The organism is Streptomyces sp. NPDC032745, assembly GCF_055579465.1.
Genome location: NZ_JBVING010000002.1, coordinates 726,344 through 744,899, shown reverse-complemented (window position 1 = coordinate 744,899; position 18,556 = coordinate 726,344). Strand labels below are relative to the sequence as shown.

19 protein-coding genes are annotated in these 18,556 nt (G+C 70.9%); 14 read left to right on the top strand and 5 right to left on the bottom strand.

What is annotated here, in order from left to right; all coding sequences use genetic code 11:
- Positions 1 to 40 precede the first annotated feature (40 nt).
- Complete coding sequence (gene fxsT, locus ACZ5WG_RS07715) at positions 41 to 2,320, bottom strand: FxSxx-COOH system tetratricopeptide repeat protein (RefSeq protein ID WP_468721408.1); 2,280 nt, start codon at positions 2,318 to 2,320, stop codon at positions 41 to 43.
- 585 nt (positions 2,321 to 2,905) lie between these two features.
- On the opposite strand from fxsT, the gene ACZ5WG_RS07710 reads away from it, so the two are divergent.
- The gene (locus ACZ5WG_RS07710; protein ID WP_383519174.1) at positions 2,906 to 3,514 is read left to right on the top strand and encodes a PadR family transcriptional regulator; all 609 of its coding nucleotides are present in this window, start codon (positions 2,906 to 2,908) and stop codon (positions 3,512 to 3,514) included.
- Positions 3,515 to 3,599: 85 nt separating this feature from the next.
- Here ACZ5WG_RS07710 and ACZ5WG_RS07705 read toward each other — a convergent pair whose 3' ends face one another.
- Positions 3,600 to 4,028, bottom strand: coding sequence for a type II toxin-antitoxin system Rv0910 family toxin (locus ACZ5WG_RS07705; RefSeq protein WP_468721406.1), 429 nt, complete (start codon positions 4,026 to 4,028; stop codon positions 3,600 to 3,602).
- A gap of 171 nt (positions 4,029 to 4,199) precedes the next feature.
- Between ACZ5WG_RS07705 and ACZ5WG_RS07700 the strand changes: the two genes are divergently transcribed.
- Together ACZ5WG_RS07700 and ACZ5WG_RS07695 are read left to right on the top strand one after the other, a co-directional pair.
- A complete protein-coding gene (locus ACZ5WG_RS07700) occupies positions 4,200 to 5,171 on the top strand; it encodes an EamA family transporter (RefSeq protein ID WP_468721404.1) in 972 nt (323 codons plus the stop codon).
- A 164-nt stretch (positions 5,172 to 5,335) separates the two neighbouring features.
- Positions 5,336 to 6,361, top strand: a complete 1,026-nt coding sequence (locus ACZ5WG_RS07695; protein WP_468721403.1) for a DMT family transporter — start codon at positions 5,336 to 5,338, stop codon at positions 6,359 to 6,361.
- Here ACZ5WG_RS07695 and ACZ5WG_RS07690 read toward each other — a convergent pair.
- Positions 6,343 to 7,044, bottom strand: a complete 702-nt coding sequence (locus ACZ5WG_RS07690) for a pyridoxamine 5'-phosphate oxidase family protein (protein WP_468721402.1) — start codon at positions 7,042 to 7,044, stop codon at positions 6,343 to 6,345. The genes ACZ5WG_RS07695 and ACZ5WG_RS07690 overlap by 19 nt on opposite strands.
- Before the next feature lie 37 nt (positions 7,045 to 7,081).
- On the opposite strand from ACZ5WG_RS07690, the gene ACZ5WG_RS07685 reads away from it, so the two are divergent.
- The 4 genes from ACZ5WG_RS07685 (at position 7,082) to ACZ5WG_RS07670 (ending at position 10,601) form a co-directional block, all read left to right on the top strand.
- Positions 7,082 to 8,413 carry an aminotransferase class I/II-fold pyridoxal phosphate-dependent enzyme gene (locus ACZ5WG_RS07685; protein WP_468721401.1) on the top strand — a complete coding sequence of 444 codons (1,332 nt, stop codon included), beginning with the start codon at positions 7,082 to 7,084 and terminating at the stop codon, positions 8,411 to 8,413.
- 131 nt (positions 8,414 to 8,544) lie between these two features.
- A complete protein-coding gene (locus tag ACZ5WG_RS07680) occupies positions 8,545 to 8,868 on the top strand; it encodes a type VII secretion target (protein WP_468721399.1) in 324 nt (107 codons plus the stop codon).
- Between the two features lie 3 nt (positions 8,869 to 8,871).
- Complete coding sequence (locus tag ACZ5WG_RS07675) at positions 8,872 to 10,167, top strand: amidase domain-containing protein (protein WP_468721397.1); 1,296 nt, start codon at positions 8,872 to 8,874, stop codon at positions 10,165 to 10,167.
- On the top strand, positions 10,167 to 10,601 hold the full coding sequence (locus ACZ5WG_RS07670; RefSeq protein ID WP_468721395.1) for a hypothetical protein: 435 nt from the start codon (positions 10,167 to 10,169) through the stop codon (positions 10,599 to 10,601). Before ACZ5WG_RS07675 ends, ACZ5WG_RS07670 begins: the two co-directional genes overlap by 1 nt.
- A 17-nt stretch (positions 10,602 to 10,618) precedes the next feature.
- Here the strand turns inward: ACZ5WG_RS07670 and ACZ5WG_RS07665 are convergent, their stop codons facing one another.
- Positions 10,619 to 11,551 (bottom strand): DMT family transporter, encoded by a 933-nt coding sequence (locus tag ACZ5WG_RS07665; protein WP_468721393.1) that lies wholly within the window; start codon positions 11,549 to 11,551, stop codon positions 10,619 to 10,621.
- Between the two features lie 74 nt (positions 11,552 to 11,625).
- Between ACZ5WG_RS07665 and ACZ5WG_RS07660 the strand changes: the two genes are divergently transcribed.
- Positions 11,626 to 12,528: a LysR family transcriptional regulator gene (locus ACZ5WG_RS07660; protein ID WP_468721392.1), complete on the top strand. Its 903-nt coding sequence runs from the start codon at positions 11,626 to 11,628 to the stop codon at positions 12,526 to 12,528.
- Between the two features lie 39 nt (positions 12,529 to 12,567).
- Here the strand turns inward: ACZ5WG_RS07660 and ACZ5WG_RS07655 are convergent, their stop codons facing one another.
- A complete protein-coding gene (locus ACZ5WG_RS07655) occupies positions 12,568 to 13,026 on the bottom strand; it encodes a pyridoxamine 5'-phosphate oxidase family protein (protein ID WP_468721391.1) in 459 nt (152 codons plus the stop codon).
- A 76-nt stretch (positions 13,027 to 13,102) separates the two neighbouring features.
- On the opposite strand from ACZ5WG_RS07655, the gene ACZ5WG_RS07650 reads away from it, so the two are divergent.
- The 6 genes from ACZ5WG_RS07650 to ACZ5WG_RS07625 all read left to right on the top strand — a co-directional run bounded on the left by ACZ5WG_RS07650 (position 13,103) and on the right by ACZ5WG_RS07625 (position 18,430).
- The gene (locus ACZ5WG_RS07650) at positions 13,103 to 13,717 is read left to right on the top strand and encodes a cysteine hydrolase family protein (RefSeq protein WP_468721389.1); all 615 of its coding nucleotides are present in this window, start codon (positions 13,103 to 13,105) and stop codon (positions 13,715 to 13,717) included.
- Positions 13,718 to 13,735: 18 nt separating this feature from the next.
- The gene (locus ACZ5WG_RS07645; protein ID WP_468721388.1) at positions 13,736 to 14,581 is read left to right on the top strand and encodes a HipA family kinase; all 846 of its coding nucleotides are present in this window, start codon (positions 13,736 to 13,738) and stop codon (positions 14,579 to 14,581) included.
- Positions 14,578 to 14,961: a DUF3037 domain-containing protein gene (locus ACZ5WG_RS07640; protein WP_266669160.1), complete on the top strand. Its 384-nt coding sequence runs from the start codon at positions 14,578 to 14,580 to the stop codon at positions 14,959 to 14,961. Before ACZ5WG_RS07645 ends, ACZ5WG_RS07640 begins: the two co-directional genes overlap by 4 nt.
- Positions 14,962 to 15,140: 179 nt before the next feature.
- The gene (gene fabG, locus ACZ5WG_RS07635; protein ID WP_468721387.1) at positions 15,141 to 15,902 is read left to right on the top strand and encodes a 3-oxoacyl-ACP reductase FabG; all 762 of its coding nucleotides are present in this window, start codon (positions 15,141 to 15,143) and stop codon (positions 15,900 to 15,902) included.
- A gap of 21 nt (positions 15,903 to 15,923) precedes the next feature.
- Entirely contained in the window at positions 15,924 to 16,694 is a 771-nt protein-coding gene (locus ACZ5WG_RS07630; RefSeq protein WP_468721385.1) for an SDR family oxidoreductase, read from the top strand.
- A 152-nt stretch (positions 16,695 to 16,846) separates the two neighbouring features.
- Positions 16,847 to 18,430: an ABC transporter substrate-binding protein gene (locus tag ACZ5WG_RS07625; RefSeq protein ID WP_468721383.1), complete on the top strand. Its 1,584-nt coding sequence runs from the start codon at positions 16,847 to 16,849 to the stop codon at positions 18,428 to 18,430.
- Positions 18,431 to 18,556: the final 126 nt, after the last annotated feature.

Here is an 18,556-nt window from a genome sequence, read left to right as displayed (position 1 = left end):
AGCCGGCCGAGCACCGCGCAGCCACGATCGCGTCGACCCCTCAAGTGCGCCTGGCCCCGAAGAACCGAAGCCGTCTCCCCGAACGCAACCTTGTGCTGGTGCGCCCCGCAGCACGCAGGGCTGCCGCGAGGTAGTCGTGACTGTGCAGGGTGTGGGGGTGGTCGGGTCCGAGGACGCGTTCGCGGGTGGTGAGGACGTGTTGATGGTGGTCTGCTGCTTGTCGGTGCTGGCCGAGGTGGTGGAGCGCGAGGCCGAGGTTGCTGCGGCTGGTCAAGGTGCTGGGGTGGTCGGGACCAAGGATGCGTTCGTAGGCGCTGAGGACGTGCTGGTGGAGATCTGCTGCGTCTCGGTGCTGGCCGAGGTGGTCGAGTGCCAGTCCGAGGTTGTCGCGACTGTGCAGGGTGTCGGGGTGATCGGGGCCGAGGACGCGTTCGTAGGCGCTGAGGACCTGTCGGTGGAGATCCGCTGCGTCTTGGTGCTGACCCAGGTCATCGAGCGCGAGCGCGAGGTTGTTACGGCTGTTCAGGGTGTTGGGGTGGTCAGCTCCGAGGAGGCGTTCGTAGCCGGAGAGAGCCTGTCGGTGGAGGTCTGCTGCTTCTTGGCGGTGGCCGAGGTAGCCGAGCGCGAGGCCGAGGTTGTTGCGGGTGTGGACGGTGGGAATCTGGTCCGTGCCGAGGACACGTTCGCGGGCGGCGAGGATCTGTCGGTGGTGGTCTGCTGCCTCTTGGTGCCGGCCGAGGTGGTCCAGCGCGTTGGCCAGGTGGCTGCGGCTGATCAGGGTGTCGGGATGGTCGGCGCCGAGGACGCGTTCGCGGGTGGCGTGGACCTGGTGGTGGAGGTCGGCTGCCTCCTGGTGCCGGCCAAATAGGTCGAGCGCGTCGGCGAGGTGGCTGCGGCTGGTCAGCGTTTCGGGGTGGTCGGAGCCGAGGGAGCGGGAGGTGATCGAGTGCGCTGCCTGCTGCAGCTGTAGCGCGCTGCCGTAGTCGCCCGCTTTCGTGAGGGACTGGCTGATGCGATCGACGGCATCGGCGAGGCGACGGTTGTGCTGGTTGGTGGTGTGCGTTGCGGCGGCGAGGAGGTGCGGGGCGAGGAGGCGGGCCGTGTCCCAGTCGGCGGTCCTGGCACTCATCATCCCTTGGGCTGCCTGGATCAGGCGGCCGGTGAGGGCCTGCTGGTAGCGGTTGGGCTCGGTGGATTCGGTGGTGTGGGTGTGAGCGGTGATCTCGCGTACGAGGGGGTGCAGAACGATCTGTCCGAGGACGGGTTGTCCGCCTCGGCGTGTGGGCGTGTCAACGAGTCCGTAGGTATGGAGGCCGTTGAGCGCGGCCTCCACCTCGATCTCGCCGGTCGGTTGCCCGGTGGCCTCGGTGACCAGTGCCGGGGTGAGGAGGAAGACGGGGATGGGGGCTGGTGCCAGAAGGGACAGCAGCCGCAGTGCCGGCCGTGCGAGGGGGTTGCCGTCGGTGGCGAGTTCGTCCAGTGACAGCTCCCAGGTGTGGCGGATCAGGGTCCGTGCGACGGCTGGCTCGCTCGCCTGGGGTTGCGTGGCGCCGAGCAGCGTGCCCAGCTGTGTCTCGAGGGCGGTGTTATAGGCGGTGAAGGTGCGGTGGCGGCTGCCGGGGGCGGACAGGTAGCGGCCGACGGCGTGGAGGGCGAGCGGCAGGCCGCCCAGCCGGTCCGCGAGCGCCCCAGCCTCCTCGGTGTTTCCTGCGTAAGGGGCAGCGTCGCAGAGCACCTGGCCGCCGGCGGCGGGCTCCAGCGGGACGACGCGGCGCAGGACGGCCTGAATGCCCCACACCACGGGGTCGGTGTTGCGGCTGGTGACCAGCAGCAGGCCCCTCCTACCCGGCCGGATCCACCCCCGGTAGGACGCCACGTCCTCCCCATGTGGGCCGACGGCCTGTGGGGTGTCGATGTTGTCGAGGACCAGGAGCCACTTGTCGGTCTGCTCCAGCTGCTCCCACACCAGATCCGGCAGTCCGGCTCGTCCGGCCCGCGCTTCTTCGAGCCGGGCTTCGGGAAGGCCACAGGCCAGCGCGGTGCGGGTCATCTGCTCGGCCAGCTCCTCCTCGTCGCGCCAGCGGATCCAGAACACGGCCCGGCCTTCAGCGCTCGCGATGTCGGCCAGGGCGGAGGCCAGGGTGGTCTTGCCGATTCCACCCACCCCGCACACCACGGCGTACCTCCCCTGTGGCCGGGCCAGCAGCCGCCGAAGAGAATCGAGTTCGCCGTCACGGCCGCGGACGGGACCAGACCCATGGGGCGCGCGCAGCGAAGCCATGCCGCCGGCGCGGAGCCGCTCCAGCGCCACCAACCTCACCGGCCCCCCACCCCCCACCGTCCCTGCGGTGTCCAAGCGGCGGCCGACCAGCTCCAACACCAGCGCACCGACCGCCAGCACACCAAAGGCCGACCACACCACCCACGGATGAGACGCCCACCCTGGCGCGGCGTTCGTCGCGTAGTTCGTCACTACCCCCAACGCGAACGTCGCCGCCGCCCCCGCCCCGCTGACGACCGAACCCACCCGCGCACGCCTGCCACTACCCACACCGCCCCCATCCCCCACGATGCCGATGGCCCAAGGATGCGCCACGCCACCACACGCCGTCCCCGGAACTGCCGTGCACCCCACAACCTGGCTTGCCAGCGCCGAGGGGCCAGGCCGCGCCGAGATCCGAAAGAGACTCCTAGCGGTGATCAAGCTTCGATGAGACGAACAGGGTGGTCGTCGAACTTCGGTGAGACCGGTCAAGGTCCGATGAGACAGGACACTCGACCGGCCTGGTCAGGGGCGTGTTCGTTATGAGTTTCCGATATATCGTTGACGCATCGCGATGGGTCAGTGATAGTTGACGTATCGCAAGAGCGATAGCGAGAAGCGGAAGACGAAAGGAGCGCAGTCATGCGTTCACACGGACAGCACGAACACGAGCACGGACGGGGCCACGGCCACTGCGGGCCCGATCGTCGGGAGGAGTTCCAGGGGCGGCGCGGCGCCTTCGGACCGTTCGGACCGCCCTTCGGCGGCGGCCCCTTCGGCGGGCGCGGCGGACGTGGCGGACCGCGCGGCCGGGCCCGGCGGGGAGACGTGCGCGCCTCGATCCTGGCGCTGCTCAAGGACCGGCCGATGCACGGCTACGAGATGATCCAGGAGATCGGCGAGCGCAGCGGCGGGGCCTGGAAGCCCAGCCCGGGCTCGGTCTACCCGACCCTGCAGCTGCTCGAGGACGAGGGGCTCATCACCAGCGAGAGCGAGGGCGGCAAGAAGCTGTTCACGCTCACCGACGCCGGCCGCACCGAGGCCGAATCGGCCCCCGAGGCCCCCTGGGCCGAGGCCGGGCGCGGGTTCGACTTCGAGGCGATGCACGAGGTCCGGACGGCCGGAATCGGCCTGTTCGAGGCCTTCGGCCAGGTCTTCAAGACCGGCTCGCCCGAGCAGCGCGAGAAGGCGCTCGCGGTCATCAACGACGCCCGCAAGAAGCTCTACCTGATCCTGGCCGACGAGCACTGAGCCGGCCGGCCGACGAAAACGGCGCGCCCCGCGAGTCCTCTCGCGGGGCGCGCCGCCGTACCTGCGTACCGGCCGGGGGGCGGGGTCAGGCGACCAGGCCGGCGAGCTTGCGGAGCGATTCGTTCAGGGCGGCGGTGGCCGAGTCCTTGAGCTTGCCCGCCATCAGGGAGACGGCGGCCCCGTTGAACTCCCCGTCGATGCGGACCGTGGTGGCCCCGCCGTCCGGGATCAGGGTGTACCGGGTGAGGATGGCCACGCCCATCGGGCCCTTGCCGGTGATGGCGAAGACGCGCTCGGTCTCCAGCTCCGAGACCGTCCACGCGACCTCGGCCGGGAAGCCCATCATCTTCATGTTCTCCTCGAAGGTGGCGCCGACCGCGAGCGTCTCGGGGCCGCCCTTCGGGAAATTGGTGTGGGTCATGCTCCACTGCCCGTACGCCGCCCAGTCCGTCAGCTGGGCCCAGAGCTGCGCGGCGGACGCCTCGATGCGTGATTCCGCGGTGACTTCGGCCATGCGACCACCCCTTCTCGTCGGGTACGTGCGGCGGAACGTAGCCCCGGTGGGCGGAACATTCAATACTGACGACCTGTCAGAAATGGCCGGCCCGGTCACGGTGGGTCTCGGATGCGTCTCAACAGGTGTCACACCTGTGACGGTGCTGACCGGCCCTGTCATGATGGCCGGATGCAAGCGTCAGGGAGAAACGCCGGACTGGGCCTCGCGCTCGTCTCGGCGTTCGCGTTCGGTGGTTCGGGTGTGGCGGCGAAGCCGCTGATCGAGGCGGGTCTGGACCCGCTGCACATGGTCTGGCTCAGGGTGGCCGGGGCGGCGCTGGTGCTGTCCCCGCTGGCCTGGCGGCACCGCGGCCTCCTGCTGCGCAAACCCCTGCTGCTCGCCGGCTTCGGGCTCGTCGGCGTCGCGGGCGTGCAGGCCTTCTACTTCGCCTCCCTGTCCCGGATCCCGGTCGGCGTGGCCCTGCTCCTGGAGTACCTCGGCCCGGCGCTGCTGCTCGGCTGGATCCGCTTCGTGCAGCGCAAGCCGGTGACCCGGGCCGCCGCCGTCGGCGCGGCCGTGGCCGTCGTGGGACTGGCCTGTGTCGTCGAGATCTGGTCAGGGCTGAGCCTGGACCTGCTCGGAGTGCTGCTCGGCCTCGCCGCCGCCTGCTGCCAGGCCTTCTACTTCGTGTTCGCGGACCACGGTGCCGACGGCGCCGTCGGCGACGACGTGCCCGACCCGCTCGGGGTGATCGCGTACGGCATGATCGTCGGCGCGCTGGTGATGACGCTGATCGCCCGGCCGTGGAAGATCGACTGGCAGCTGCTGGGCGGGCAGGCCGCGATGGGGGACCTGACGGTGCCCGCGTGGGTGCTGCTCGGCTGGGTGGTGCTGATCGCGACGGTCTTCGCGTACCTGACCGGTGTGGTCTCGGTGCGCAAGCTCTCGCCGCAGGTGGCCGGCGTCGTGGCCTGTCTGGAGGCGGTCGTGGCGACTGTCCTCGCCTGGATCCTGCTGGGCGAGTACCTCTCGACCCCGCAGATCGTCGGTGGTGCGCTGGTGCTCGGCGGGGCCTTCATCGCCCAGTCCTCGCGGCCCACCCCGCCGGGAGCGGCTGATCCGGAATCGGCTGTTCTGGACCGCGAGACGATGACGGCCTAGGGTGGCGATCATGCATTCGACCGTGCTTCCGCCTCCCGCCGCGTAGCCGCGGGCAGCTGCCCCTCGTGACGAAGACCCGGCCCGGGGAGTTCCCGGGCGGGTCCGCGCTGCCCGCGAAGCGATGACCTTCCCTTTCATCCTTCACGCATGCGCGGAGCACACTCGTGTCGACTCTTTCGCCCGCCTCCGGGCGCAGTCTGCTGTACCTCGTCGTCGCCGGAGCCGCCTGGGGCACCGCCGGGGCGGCCGCCTCCCTCCTCTTCCTGGCCAGTGACCTCGGCCCGCTCGCCCTGTCGTTCTGGCGGTGCGCCGGCGGGCTGGTGGTGCTGCTGGGGGTGCTCGCCGTACGCCGGCCCCGGGGCCCGCGGCGGGCGGCGCGGCCCTCGGTGGCCTCGCTGATCGCGACGGGGCTGATGTTCACCCTGTTCCAGGCCGCGTACTTCGCCGCCGTACGGGAGACCGGCCTCGCGGTCGGGACCGTGGTGACCCTGGGCGCCGGGCCGGTGCTGATCGCGCTCGGGGCGCGGCACTGGATGGGCGAGCGGCTCGGCCGGGGCGGGGTGGCCGCCGTCGTCGGGGCGCTCGCCGGGCTCGCCGTGCTGGTCCTGGGCGCGGGGGGCGGCGAGGTGCGGCCGGCCGGCGTCGGCTGGGCCCTGCTGTCGGCCGCCGGGTACGCCGCGATGACACTGCGGGCCCGCTCGCTGGGGCGGCGCGGGGCGGGCGGGGACCCGCTGGTCACCACCACCTGGTCGGTCGCGGTGGGCACGGTGTGCCTGCTGCCGCTCGCGGCGGCGGAGGGGCTGGTGCCGCACACCGCCGAACTCGGGCGGGTGCTCTGGTTGCTGGTGTACGTGGCCACCGTGCCGACGGCCCTGGCGTACGCGCTGTACTTCACCGGAGCCGCCGCGGTGCGGGCCGCGACGGTGTCCGTGATCATGCTGATCGAGCCGGTCAGTGCGGCGGTGATCGCCGTGCTGGTACTCGGTGAGCGGCTGACCGGCGTCGTGGTGCTGGGCACCGTACTGCTGCTGACCGCGGTGGGTGCGTTGATCGCGGCCGAGGCGCGAAGGCCGGCGGGCGGGCCGGTGGTCCGGCCCGCCCGTGAGACCAGTGAGACCCATGAGACCAGTGACGCCCGTGAGACCCCCGGGCCCCAAGAGCCCCGAGAGGCTCAGAGCGCGGCGAGGTAGTCCGGGGTGGCGATCCCGGGGGCCAGGTCGTCGGCCGGGATCGGGGTCCCGTGGACCGGCGCGACCGGGACCACGCCCGACCAGTAGGGCAGGTCCATGTCCTCGGGCTCGTCGTTGGGGCCGCCGGTGCGGAGCTTCGCCGACACCTCGTTCAGGTCCAGGCGGATCACCGCGGTGGCGGCGAGCTCCTTCGCGTTGGCGGGCCGGGAGTCGGCCGAGCGGCCCGGCACCACGTGGTCGACGAGGGCGTCCAGGGCCATCCGGCGCTCGTCCTCGTCGGTCACCTGGTACGCGGTGCCGTGCACGATCACCGAGCGGTAGTTGATCGAGTGGTGGAAGGCCGACCGGGCCAGCACCAGGCCGTCCACGTGCGTCACGGTCAGGCAGACGGGCAGCCCCGGGTCGGCCTGGCCGGCGGCGAGCAGCGGGCGCGAGCCGGTCGAGCCGTGGACGTACAGGGTCTCGCCGACCCGGCCGTAGAGCGTGGGCAGGACCACCGGCGCGCCGTCGCGGACGAAGCCGAGGTGGCAGACGTAGGCCTGGTCGAGTATCGAGTGGACCGTCTCGTGGTCGTAGCGCGCCCGCTCGCGGGAGCGGCTCGGGACGGTGCGGTCGGTGGGCTCGTAGCCGCCGGCCGTCCCGTTCGTCTCGGGCATCTCTTGCGTGTCGGTCGTGGCGGTCATGATGCGCGCTCCGTTGTATTAGTGCATACTTGGCTTTGTGCTAGGAGAGTATCGGATTACCGGGCGCCGCGCATCGGATATCGCGGCCAGTGTCGAAGCGGGCGTCGGATCGGGCGCGCTCGCGCCGGGAACGCTGCTGCCGCCGATGCGGGAGCTCGCAGGGGTGCTCGGGGTGAACCCGAACACCGTGGCCGCCGCGTACCGGACGCTGCGCGAGCGCGGGGTCATCGAGACCGACGGGCGGCGCGGCAGCCGGGTGCGGGGGCGGCCGGCGAGTGCGCCGCGCGACGAACTGAGGATGGCGGTGCCGCCGGGTGCGCGGGACGTCGCCTCGGGGAATCCGGACGTACGGTTGCTGCCCTCGTTGGACGGGGCCCTGGCCGAGGCCGCGCGCCGGTACGCGCAGGCGCCGACGCTGTACGGGGACGACCCGGTGGTACCGGACTTGCAGCGGCTGGCCCGGGCCGACCTCGACGCGGACGGGGTGCCCGCCGGGCCGGTGGGGGTGACCTCGGGCGCGCTGGACGGGATCGAGCGGGTCCTGGCCGCACATCTGCGGCCGGGGGACGCGGTGGCCATCGAGGACCCGGGGTGGGGGAGCGTGCTGGACCTGGCGGCGGCGCTGGGTCTGCGCGTGGTGCCGGTGGCGGTGGACGACGACGGGCCTGTCGTCTCGTCGGTGGAACGGGTCCTCGCGGAGGGCGCGCGGGCGCTGCTGGTGACGGCGCGGGCGCAGAACCCGACCGGGGCGGCGGTCGGCGCGGACCGGGCGGCGGAGCTGCGCGGCGTGCTGGCGCGGTACCCGGACGTGCTGGTGGTCGACGACGACCACGGGCACGCCATCGTGGACCTGCCGCTGCACTCGCTGGGCGGGGTGACCCGGCACTGGGCGCTGGTGCGGTCCACGGCGAAGGCGTACGGGCCCGACCTGCGGCTGGCGGTGCTGACCGGCGACGCCGTGACCCTGGACCGGGTGCGCGGGCGACAGCGGCTCGGCCCGGGGTGGGTGAGCCGGCTGCTCCAGTACACGGTGGTCGAGCTGTGGACCTCTGGCGCGGTGGACCGGGCGGCGGTCGCGCGCTCCTACGGGGAGCGGCGGGACGGGCTGGTCACGGCCCTGCGGGAGCGGGGCGTACGGGCCCACGGGCGCACCGGGATGAACGTATGGGTGCCCGTCGCCGACGAGACGGGGGCGGTGACGCGGATGCTGGCCGCGGGCTGGGCAGTGGCCCCGGGCAGCCGGTTCCGGGTGGAGTCGGGGCCGGGCGTACGGATCACGGTGTCGGCCGTGCGGCCGGGCGAGGTACCGGGGCTGGCGGCGGCAGTGGCCGCGTCGGTCCGCCGTACGACGGGCGGCCGCTTCGACTGACGCACCCGTCCGCGCAGGACCGTCCCCGGCCGCCGCCTCTTCCGCCCGGACCCGAAGTCTCGCCGTGTTGCTGACGGAAACGCACGTATGAGCGAAGTTAGGCTGTTCGGGAACAATTCAGGGGGGACTGCGTGGACATAGACATCAAGACGCACTACGTGCGGCAAAGCGCGGGAGGTGCCGACTCGGCCGCCGAGAAGGCGCTGGAGAACCTCCGCAAGTCCCTCGATTCGAGCGACACTGCAGCCGATGGGCACCACGGATGGGCCTCCGCGGGGGCGTTGAAGCGGTGTGCGACCGCGTGGGAGGACCACATGGTCGACCTGGGGAAGCAGATGAACACCATGGCCGACAACCTCCACACCACGGCCAACGCCTACGACACCACCGACGCCCAGGCGAAGGACGCGTTCAGCAGGCTCCGGCACGGCCTCGCCGACTTCGGGAGGAACTGACCCGTGGTCGCCTATCACGACCTGTACGACTGCCGCGTGGACCAGTGGCAGAAGGCCGCGGACGACTGGGTCGACCTTGCCCGGCGCTCCTCTTCCGCCTGCGAGGACATCCGCGCGCAGGGCAAGAAGCCGCTCGATGACCACTGGGCCGACGCCACCGGCAAGCAGGCCGGCAAGCGCCTGGAGGACCTCGCCGACCGTCTGGAGTCCGGCGGCGACATCATGAAGGGCGTGGCCATGGTCCTCGACGCCCTGGCTCATTCCATGGGCTTCGCGCAGCGCACCCTCTTCCACGCGGCCGAGCTGGCGAGGGAGCACGGGCTGAGCATCGAGGACGGCCGCGCCGTGGGCGCGTACACGGGCGCCGCACCCGTCGGCCCGAACGTCCCGCAGAACGTGCGCGACGCCTACACCAAGGAACTGGGGCACATCTCGGAGGTCAACGCGCTGATAGAGGAAGCCCTGCGCGAGGCTTCTCAGGCGGACGGGAAAGCCTCCGCCGAGCTGGACAAGCTGGCGACGACCATCAATGTCGCCGACACCTCACAGGCGCACAACGAGATCCTGGTCGAGGCGTCCCACATCGAATTCGACATGCTCAGGGCGGACATCCCGGTGGGGAAGGACCCGCACCTCCAGCGCGCCTGGTGGGACGGCCTGACCCCGCAGCAGCAGAAGGACCTCATGCGGGCCGACCCCGTGACCCTCGCCGACCTCAAGGGCCTGCCGCCCGAGGTCGGGCGCGAACTCCGCGGGCCCGACGGCAAGATCGACCGGGTCGAGATGGTGCGGTACGCACTCGACCACTGGGACAAGAAGGACGACCTCGATTTCAAGAACAACTGCGCCAATTTCACATCGTCGGCCCTGGAGGCCGGCGGGATGCAGAAGAAGTTCGACTTCTGGCTTGGGCCCGGCGGGGACAACACCTGGGGGCGGGAGAGCGGTGTGGGGGTGGACAGGATCGACCGCCGGTTCTACCACTCCCGCTCGTGGGGCCTGGCCAAAGACCTGCACGGCTTTCTCCTGCACAACGGCGGTGAGGAGGTCACGCGATCGGACGCACGTCCCGGCGACGTGATCTTCTACGAGCAGATCGCTCCCGACCCGGACGAACCACCGGGGGAGATCTACCACGCTGCCGTGGTGACCTCGGTGACCCCTGACGGCGACGTCAAGTTGAGCCAGCACACCAGCTCGTTCCAGAACGTGAGTCTGGACAGCCGCGAGCACGTTGCCACCCGGAACCATGGCGAGCAGCGCATCCACATCGTCCGACCCCACCCGAATTGGTACTGATGGACATCTCTTCCGCCGCCGCCTCGCCCGCTGCCTCGCGAGGCCGCCCGGTCACGCCCGGCATGGTGATCACGGCATTGCTCGTGCCGGTCGTGGCCGTGCTCGGCGTGCTCTCCTCATTGCACGTCGAGGACATCGACATGGCATGGGTGCACCGGCAGCAGGCGGCCTGTCGGCACATGCCCTTCCCGAAGGTGGAGTACGTCTTCGCGTGGGCGGGTCCGGTCCTCGGGCTGTCGGCCATGGTCGTCTGCCTGCTGCTCGCCCGGTGGATCCGGCGGCGTTGCGGGGTCCGGATCTGGGACACCTGGCCGGGGCTCCTGGCCTTCGTCGTCGCGATGCTCAACGTCGTGGCGATCCTGCTGGAGCTGTTCATGCTGTGGACCACCAACACGCCCGACGGTTCGGGGCCGATCCTCGGCGACTGCGGTTAGGTGGGCGCGCCGCCCGCCTAGCGGCGCCGCGTTTGGGTCAGCGCCGCTCCGGCCAGGACGATCGCCGCGCCCACCGGGGTGTTCCAGTGGAGCTGTTCGCCGAGGAGCAGGACGCCCGCGGTGGTGGCGATGACCGGGATGAAGTACGTGACCATCTGGGCCGTGGTCGGGCCGACCTCCGCCACCAGGCCGTACTGCATCTGCAGGGCCATCCCCGTGCCCAGGGCGCCCAGCGCGATCACCGACAGGGTCGGCCAGAGCGGGAACGAGGCGGGGGCCGAGGTGAACGCGGCGCTGACCAGCAGTAGTTGGAGCGTGGAGAGCATCAGCTGGGCGCCGGTCAGCGCCACCGGCGAGCCCGGGACCGAGGCCAGCGTGCGCCGGACGTAGATCCAGCCGATCGGGTAGCAGAGCGAAGCGAGCAGGGCGAGCGCGGTGCCCTTGGCGTCGATGCCCGAGAAGCCCTGCCAGGCGCCGAGGACCGTCAGGACGCCGAGGAAGCCCAGGCCCAGGCCGGCGAAGCGGCGGCGCGTCGGGCGGTCCTCGGACAGGGCCACCACCGACAGGGCCATGCCCCACAGCGGCGAGGTGGCGTTGCAGATCCCGGCCAGGCTCGACGGGATGCTCAGCTCGGCGTACGAGAAGAGCGAGAACGGGGCGGTGTTGAGCAGGAGCGCCGCCACGGCCAGGTGCGCCCAGGTGCGGCGGCCCCGGGGGAGCGGCTCGCGGCGGACCACGAGCACGGCCAGCAGTGCCAGCGCACCGGACAGCACCCGGCCGAGCGCGACCTGGAACGGGGCGTACGCCTCCGTGCCCACCTTGATCAGCAGGAAACTGAAGCCCCAGACCACCGAGAGGAGCACGAAGCGGAGCCGCCAGTCGACGCGCCGGGCCCGGGTGGGGGCGACCGGCGGGGAGAGAGTGGGGCGAGGGGTGGCGGGTGCGCTCATGCGGAGTACTCTGCTCCGCTCGACAGCGTAGGACAAGCGAGACTTCTTCAAGGTGAAGGCGTAGCATTGCTTACATGTTGAACCTGGAGCGCCTGCGTACCCTCGACGCCCTCGCCCGCCACGGTTCGGTCAGCGGCGCGGCCGACGGACTCCACGTCACCACCTCCGCCGTCTCCCAGCAGATGGCCAAGCTGGAGCGGGAGGTCGGCCAGCCGCTGCTGGCCAAGAACGGCCGCGGGGTCCGGCTCACGGACGCGGGCCGGCTGCTCGCCGATCACGCGGCCCGGATCATCTCCCAGGTGGAGCTCGCCCAGGCCGATGTGGAGGCCCAGCGGGGCTGCGCCGTCGGCGAGCTGCGGATCGGCGCCTTCCCGACCGCCATGCGCGGGCTGCTGCCCCGGGCGCTGACCGCCCTGCGCGCCGGGCACCCCGAACTGCGGCCCCTGGTACGGGAGCAGGAGCCCGAGGACAGCATGGCGGCCGTCGTACGCGGCGACCTCGACCTGGCGCTGGCCATCGACTGGCACAACAAGCGGATGCCGGTGCCCGCCGAGCTCACCCGCGCGCACCTGCTCGAGGACTCCTGCGACATCGCCGTGCCGGCCGGGCACCGGCTGGCCGGCCGCGACCGGATCTCCCTCTCCGAATTCGCCGACGACGACTGGATCTCCTGGAACGAGGGCCAGTTCTGCCACGAGTGGCTCGTGTACACGCTGCGCGGCACCGGCATCGAGCCGCGCATCGCGCACATCGCCGAGGAGCACCACACCCAGCTGGCCTTCGTGGAGGCCGGGCTCGGGGTGTGCGTGGCGCCCCGGCTCGGGCGGGGCCCGGTGCCGTCCGGGGTCCGGCTGCTGCCCGTGAGCGACTCGGTCCGCCGCCACGTGTACGTCGTCTGGCGGGCGGACGCCGACCGGCGGCCCTCGATCCGGGCCGCCGTCGAGGCCTTGCAGCAGGCCGCTGCCGCGGTGCTCTAGAGCGCTGAGCAAGGCGCGGAGCACTGCAGCGCCCCGGCGTCAGAGCTTGCGGAAGTCCCAGGTGACGATCGACTCCGGGGTGAGGCGGATCCACGCGTGGCGGCCGTCGTGCGGCATTTCCTCGAGACGGAAGTTCTTCGCCGGAAACAGCCGTTCCGCCTCGGCCAGCTCCGGGCAGGGCTCGCCCGTACGCGGAGCCTCACCCACGAAGACGGCGTTGCCGGAGAGTTCGACCCCGCGCAGTTCGTCGTACGCCTCGCCCGCGTCCACGACCACCGAGATCCGCGGGTCCTTGCGCAGGTCGGACCAGCGGCGGCTGCGCGTGATCGAGTACAGCCACAGCGAACTGCCGTCCCAGGCGAACCACAGCGCGCCCACGTGCGGGCGGCCGTCCGGGGAGACGGTCGCCACGCGGCAGGTGCGCTGCTCGCGCAGGAAGGCGTCCACTTCGGTGTCGGTCATCATGATGCGGCGGCCCCGCCGCTGTGTCCCGTCCATCCGTCCCGCACCCCTTCACATCTGACTGTGTGTCAGGAATCATGCGGGATCGATGGTCGTCACGCCAGGGGGAGCCATGCCGGAACTCGATCCCGCCACCACCGCGCTGCTCACCGTCGAGTGCCAAAGCGGCGTCGTCGGCGAGGAGAGCGCCCTGCCCGAGCTGGCGAAGGAGGCCCGGGACTCCGGGATGCTGGGACGGGTGGCCGCGCTGGTCGACGCCGCGCACGGGGCCGGAGTGCAGGTGCTGCACGCGATCGCCGAGCGGCGGCCGGACGGGCTGGCGGCCAACAGCAATGCGCGGCTGTTCCGGGCCGCCGGGAAGCTGCCCGTCCGCCAGCTGTCCGGGAGCCGGGCGGTGGAGGTGGCAGCCCCGATCGAGGTGGCCGAGAACGACCTGGTGGTCCGCCGGCTGCACGGGCTCTCGCCGATCGCCGGCACCGACGTGGACGCCCTCCTGCGCAACCTCGGCATCCACACCCTCGTCGTCGCGGGGGTCTCCTCGAACATTGCGATCCCGAACACCGTCTTCGACGCCGTCAACCTCGGCTACCGGGTGGTGGTGCCGTCCGACGCCATTGCGGGGGTGCCCGCCGCGTACACGGCCGAGGTGATCCGCAACTGCCTGGCACTCGTCGCGACCGTCACCACGGCCGAAGCCCTCCTCGCGCAGTGGGCTCCCGCAGGCTGACCCCCGTAACCTGGGCGGATGCTGTCCGAAGTGATCGCGACCCGTTACGTCACGCCTTTGCGTGAGGGCGGCTCGCTCCCGGGGATCGTCGAGGCCGACGACCTCGGTACCTACGTCATGAAATTCACCGGAGCCGGCCAGGGCCGCAAGACCCTGGTCGCCGAAGTCGTCTGCGGGCGCCTGGCGCAGCGCCTCGGCCTGCGCGTCCCGCGGCTGGTGCAGATGCAGCTCGACCCCGTGATCGGGCTCGGCGAACCCGACCAGGAGGTCCAGGAGCTGCTGAAGGCCAGCGGCGGACTCAACCTCGGGATGGACTACCTGCCCGGGTCGATCGGCTTCGACCCGCTCGCGTACCAGGTGGACCCCGCCGAGGCGGGGCGCGTGGTCTGGTTCGACGCGCTGATCAACAACGTCGACCGGTCCTGGCGCAACCCGAACATGCTGGTCTGGCACGGGGACCTGTGGCTCATCGACCACGGCGCCACCATGATCTGGCACCACAACTGGCCCACTGCCGAGAGCGCCGCGGCCAAGCCGTACAACGCCTCCGACCACGTCCTGGCCCCCGTCGGCCCGGACATCGCAGCGGCCGCCGCCGCGCTCGCGCCCCTGGTGACGCGGGAGCTGCTCGAGGAGGTCGTCGCCGACGTGCCCGACGAGTGGCTGGTCGACGAGCCGGGCTTCGACTCCACCGACGCGGTGCGCCGCGCCTACGTGGAGGTGCTGCTGCCGCGCGCGGCCACGATCCACGAGAGGATCTCGATGGAGGCCGAGGTGAAGGCCCCCTCCAAGCCGCCCGGGTGGCTGACCGACCATCTGACCGAATGGCCCCACAAGACCAAGAAGAAGAGCGACAGCGAGTGACCAAGCGGGACGTGTTCGAGTACGCGCTGGTGCGCGTGGTGCCCCGGATGGAGCGCGGCGAGTGCTTCAACGCCGGCGTGATCGTCTACTGCCGGGCGCGCTCGTACGTGGCCGCGCGCACCCACCTGGACGAGGCCAAGCTCCTCGTGCTGGACCCGGAGGCCGACGTGGCCGGCGTACGCGCCGCCCTGCACGGGGTCGAGGGTGTGTGCACCGGCGGCGAGTGGGCAGGCCAGGCGGCGGGCGACGACGCGGGCCGCAGGTTCCGCTGGCTGATCGCCCCGCGCAGCACGGTGGTGCAGCCCGGTCCGGTGCACACCGGCCTGACGGCCGACCCGGAGGCCGAGGTGGAGAGGCTGCTGGACCTGCTGGTGCGCTGATACGTACGGCGGCCGTCCGACGATCCGTACGGCGGTCATCGTGACGTGAGGAGCCCTGGGGCCGGGTGCCGTTGACACCGGGTGCCAGGGCTCCTAGCGTCTCCTCAGCTGAAGCTACTAAGCGGTTGCTCACCGATGAGGAGCCGCTGATGAGGATTCCGAGCGCGAGGAGATCCACCATGTCCACCACCGAGCAGCGCGTCGCGATCGTGACCGGGGCGGCCCGGGGCATCGGCGCGGCCACCGCCGTGCGTCTGGCCGCCGAAGGCCGGGCGGTCGCCGTGCTCGATCTCGACGAGGCGGCCTGCAAGGACACCGTCGAGACGATCACGGCGGCCGGCGGCAAGGCCCTGGCGGTCGGCTGCGACGTCTCCGACGCGGCGCAGGTGGAGGCGGCCGTCGAGCGCGTCGCGAGTGCCCTGGGCGCCCCGACCATCCTGGTCAACAACGCGGGTGTACTGCGCGACAACCTGCTCTTCAAGATGAGCGAGAACGACTGGGACACCGTCATGAACGTCCACCTGCGCGGTGCGTTCCTGATGTCGAAGGCCTGTCAGAAGTACATGGTCGAGGCCAAGTTCGGCCGCATCGTCAACCTCTCCAGCAGCTCGGCGCTGGGCAACCGGGGCCAGGTCAACTACTCGGCGGCCAAGGCCGGCCTGCAGGGCTTCACCAAGACCCTGGCCATCGAGCTCGGCAAGTTCGGCGTCACCGCCAACGCCGTCGCCCCCGGCTTCATCGTCACGGAGATGACCGCCCAGACGGCCGCCCGCATGGGGGTGGGCTTCGAGGAGCTGCAGGCCGGCGCGGCCTCGCAGATCCCCGTCCAGCGCGTCGGCCGCCCGGACGACATCGCCAACGCGATCGCCTTCTTCACGGGCGAGGCCGCCGGCTTCGTCTCCGGCCAGGTCATGTACGTGGCCGGCGGCCCGCTCAACTGACGAGAGACAGGGCGCAGATCCATGACGAACAGCAGCACGAACGCAGCGGACAGCGGCAAGGTCGCTCTGATCACCGGTGCGAGCCGGGGCATCGGCTACGGCATCGCCGAGGTGCTCGTCGCCCGCGGTGACCGGGTGTGCATCACGGGGCGCAACGAGGACGCCCTCAAGGAGGCCGTCGAGGCGCTCGGTGCGGACCGGGTGATCGGGGTCGCCGGCAAGGCGCACGACGAGGCCCACCAGGCCGTCGCGGTCGAGCGGACGATGGAGGCCTTCGGGCGGGTGGACTTCCTGATCAACAACGCGGGCACCAACCCGGTCTTCGGTCCGATCGCGGACCTGGACCTCGGCGTCGCGCGCAAGGTCTTCGAGACCAATGTGATCTCGGCGCTCGGCTTCGCCCAGCGGACCTGGCACGCCTGGCAGAAGGACAACGGCGGTGCGATCGTGAACATCGCGTCCATCGCCGGCGTCTCCGCCTCGCCCTTCATCGGCGCGTACGGGATGAGCAAGGCCGCCATGGTCAACCTCACCCTCCAGCTCGCCCACGAGATGGCGCCCGGGGTCCGCGTGAACGCGATCGCCCCCGCGGTGGTCAAGACGAAGTTCGCGCAGGCGCTCTACGAGGGCCGGGAGCAGGAGGCCGCCGCCGCCTACCCGCTCGGCCGGCTCGGGCTCCCGGAGGACATCGGCGGGGCTGCGGCTTTTCTTACATCTGCACAAGCGGAATGGATCACGGGGCAAACTCTGGTCGTTGACGGGGGAATGTTCCTCAATGCCGGAGTCCACTGATCGATAATCGGACGCATTTGCCTCCTCAGGGGAGGCAAATGCGTACCTAATATGCACGAAATCGGTCAAGTGTCACATGAAACCTGCCCATTGGATTTGTGTTGCACTGCGGTAGGGTCTGCCGCACCCCTGGCTGATCGAGGAGCGTGCACGTGTTCATCCGGACCAGATGCCTGCAGATCACTGCGGCCCTTGCGTCCATATCCCTGCTCGCCGGATGCGGTCTGCTTTCGGACGACAGCAGTGACGCCGCGAAGAGGATCGTCGTCGGCACGACGAGCGCCCCGAGCACCCTCGATCCCGCCGCCGCCTGGGACGGCTCCTGGGAGCTGTACCGGAACGTCTACCAGACCTTGCTGGCGTTCCCCACGGGCTCCACCAAGCCCCAGCCCGACGCCGCCCAGAACTGCGAGTTCACCGACGCGGCGAACGAGTCGTACCGGTGCACCCTGAAGAAGGGGCTGAAGTTCTCCAACGGCGAGGCGCTCGACGCCAAGGCCGTCAAGCACTCGCTCGACCGGATCCGGACGATCAACTCCCAGACCGGTCCGCAGGGCCTGTTCGGCAGCCTGGACAAGATCGAGACCCCGGACGCGCTGACGGTCGTCTTCCACCTGAAGACCCCGGACGCCACCTTCCCCTTCGTCCTCGGCTCGCCGGCCGCCTCGCTGGTCGCCCCCAAGGACTACCCGGCCGACAAGGTGCGGGAGGACGGCAAGGTCACCGGCTCCGGCCCGTTCGTGCTCGACTCGTACAAGGAAGGCAGCGAGGCGGTCCTCGGCAAGAACGGGACCTACAACGGCTTCGCGAACCGGCGTAACGACGGCGTGACCATCCGCTACTTCGCGGACTCCACCAAGATGGTCGCCGCGCTCAAGGACAAGGAGATCGACGCCACCTACCGCGGTCTGTCGGCCCCTGAGATCAAGGACCTGCAGACCCCCGCCGCGCACGCGCAGGGCGTCCAGGTCGTCGAGAACGTCGGCGCCGAGATCCGCTACCTGGTCTTCAACCCCAAGGACCCGCAGGTCGCCAAGCTGCCGGTGCGCCAGGCGATCGCCCAGGTCATCGACCGCGGCGCGATCGTCTCCAAGGTCTACCAGGGCACCGCCGAGCCGCTGTACTCGATGGTCCCCAAGGGGGTCGTGGGCCACAAGACGCCGTTCTACGACAAATACGGCCAGGGAGACGTCAAGAAGGCGCAGAAGATCCTCAAGGACGCCGGGATCACCCAGCCGGTGGAGCTGACCTTCTGGTACACCACCGACCGCTACGGTGCCTCCACCGCCGACGAGTTCACCGAGCTCAAGCGCCAGCTGGACGAGAGCAACCTCTTCAAGGTCACCCTGCGGGGCCAGCCCTGGAAGGTGTTCCAGGTCGGCTACAAGAACGGCGAGTACCCGGTCTTCGGCCGCGGCTGGTTCCCCGACTTCCCGGACCCGGACAACTTCATCGCGCCGTTCGTCGGCAAGGACAACGCGGTCGGCACCCCGTACGAGCCCGCCGAGATCCTCACCGACCTGCTGCCCAAGTCCCGCCGCGAGAGCGACCGCGCAGCCGGCGTCCGCGAGTTCGAGCAGGCCCAGCAGATCTTCGCCGACGACGTCCGGCTGCTGCCGCTGTGGCAGGGCAAGCTGTACGTGGCGGCCCGTGAGGACATCGCCGGTGCCGAGCGGGCGCTCGACCCGCAGACCGTCTTCCAGATGTGGGAGCTGTACCGCAAGACCAGCTGGTAGCCGGCCGACCTGTGCCGCGGGCGCCCTCGGGCACCCGCGGCACAGGTGTTGTCAGTGGCCCCCGGTAGGTTCTGAGCTGTTGCACCACGCAGTTGCGCGAACTTGTACCGGAGGTTGTAGACGTGA

What these genes read in the sequence shown, in the direction of transcription:
- ACZ5WG_RS07700 (WP_468721404.1), top strand. Translation starts at nt 4,200, where the DNA reads ATGCAAGCGTCAGGGAGAAACGCCGGACTGGGCCTCGCGCTCGTCTCG.
- ACZ5WG_RS07670 (WP_468721395.1), top strand. Translation starts at nt 10,167, where the DNA reads ATGGACATCTCTTCCGCCGCCGCCTCGCCCGCTGCCTCGCGAGGCCGC.
- ACZ5WG_RS07655 (WP_468721391.1), bottom strand. Translation starts at nt 13,026, where the DNA reads ATGGACGGGACACAGCGGCGGGGCCGCCGCATCATGATGACCGACACC.
- ACZ5WG_RS07710 (WP_383519174.1), top strand. Translation starts at nt 2,906, where the DNA reads ATGCGTTCACACGGACAGCACGAACACGAGCACGGACGGGGCCACGGC.
- fabG (WP_468721387.1), top strand. Translation starts at nt 15,141, where the DNA reads ATGTCCACCACCGAGCAGCGCGTCGCGATCGTGACCGGGGCGGCCCGG.
- ACZ5WG_RS07665 (WP_468721393.1), bottom strand. Translation starts at nt 11,551, where the DNA reads ATGAGCGCACCCGCCACCCCTCGCCCCACTCTCTCCCCGCCGGTCGCC.
- ACZ5WG_RS07645 (WP_468721388.1), top strand. Translation starts at nt 13,736, where the DNA reads ATGCTGTCCGAAGTGATCGCGACCCGTTACGTCACGCCTTTGCGTGAG.
- ACZ5WG_RS07650 (WP_468721389.1), top strand. Translation starts at nt 13,103, where the DNA reads ATGCCGGAACTCGATCCCGCCACCACCGCGCTGCTCACCGTCGAGTGC.
- ACZ5WG_RS07690 (WP_468721402.1), bottom strand. Translation starts at nt 7,044, where the DNA reads ATGACCGCCACGACCGACACGCAAGAGATGCCCGAGACGAACGGGACG.
- ACZ5WG_RS07705 (WP_468721406.1), bottom strand. Translation starts at nt 4,028, where the DNA reads ATGGCCGAAGTCACCGCGGAATCACGCATCGAGGCGTCCGCCGCGCAG.
- ACZ5WG_RS07660 (WP_468721392.1), top strand. Translation starts at nt 11,626, where the DNA reads ATGTTGAACCTGGAGCGCCTGCGTACCCTCGACGCCCTCGCCCGCCAC.
- ACZ5WG_RS07630 (WP_468721385.1), top strand. Translation starts at nt 15,924, where the DNA reads ATGACGAACAGCAGCACGAACGCAGCGGACAGCGGCAAGGTCGCTCTG.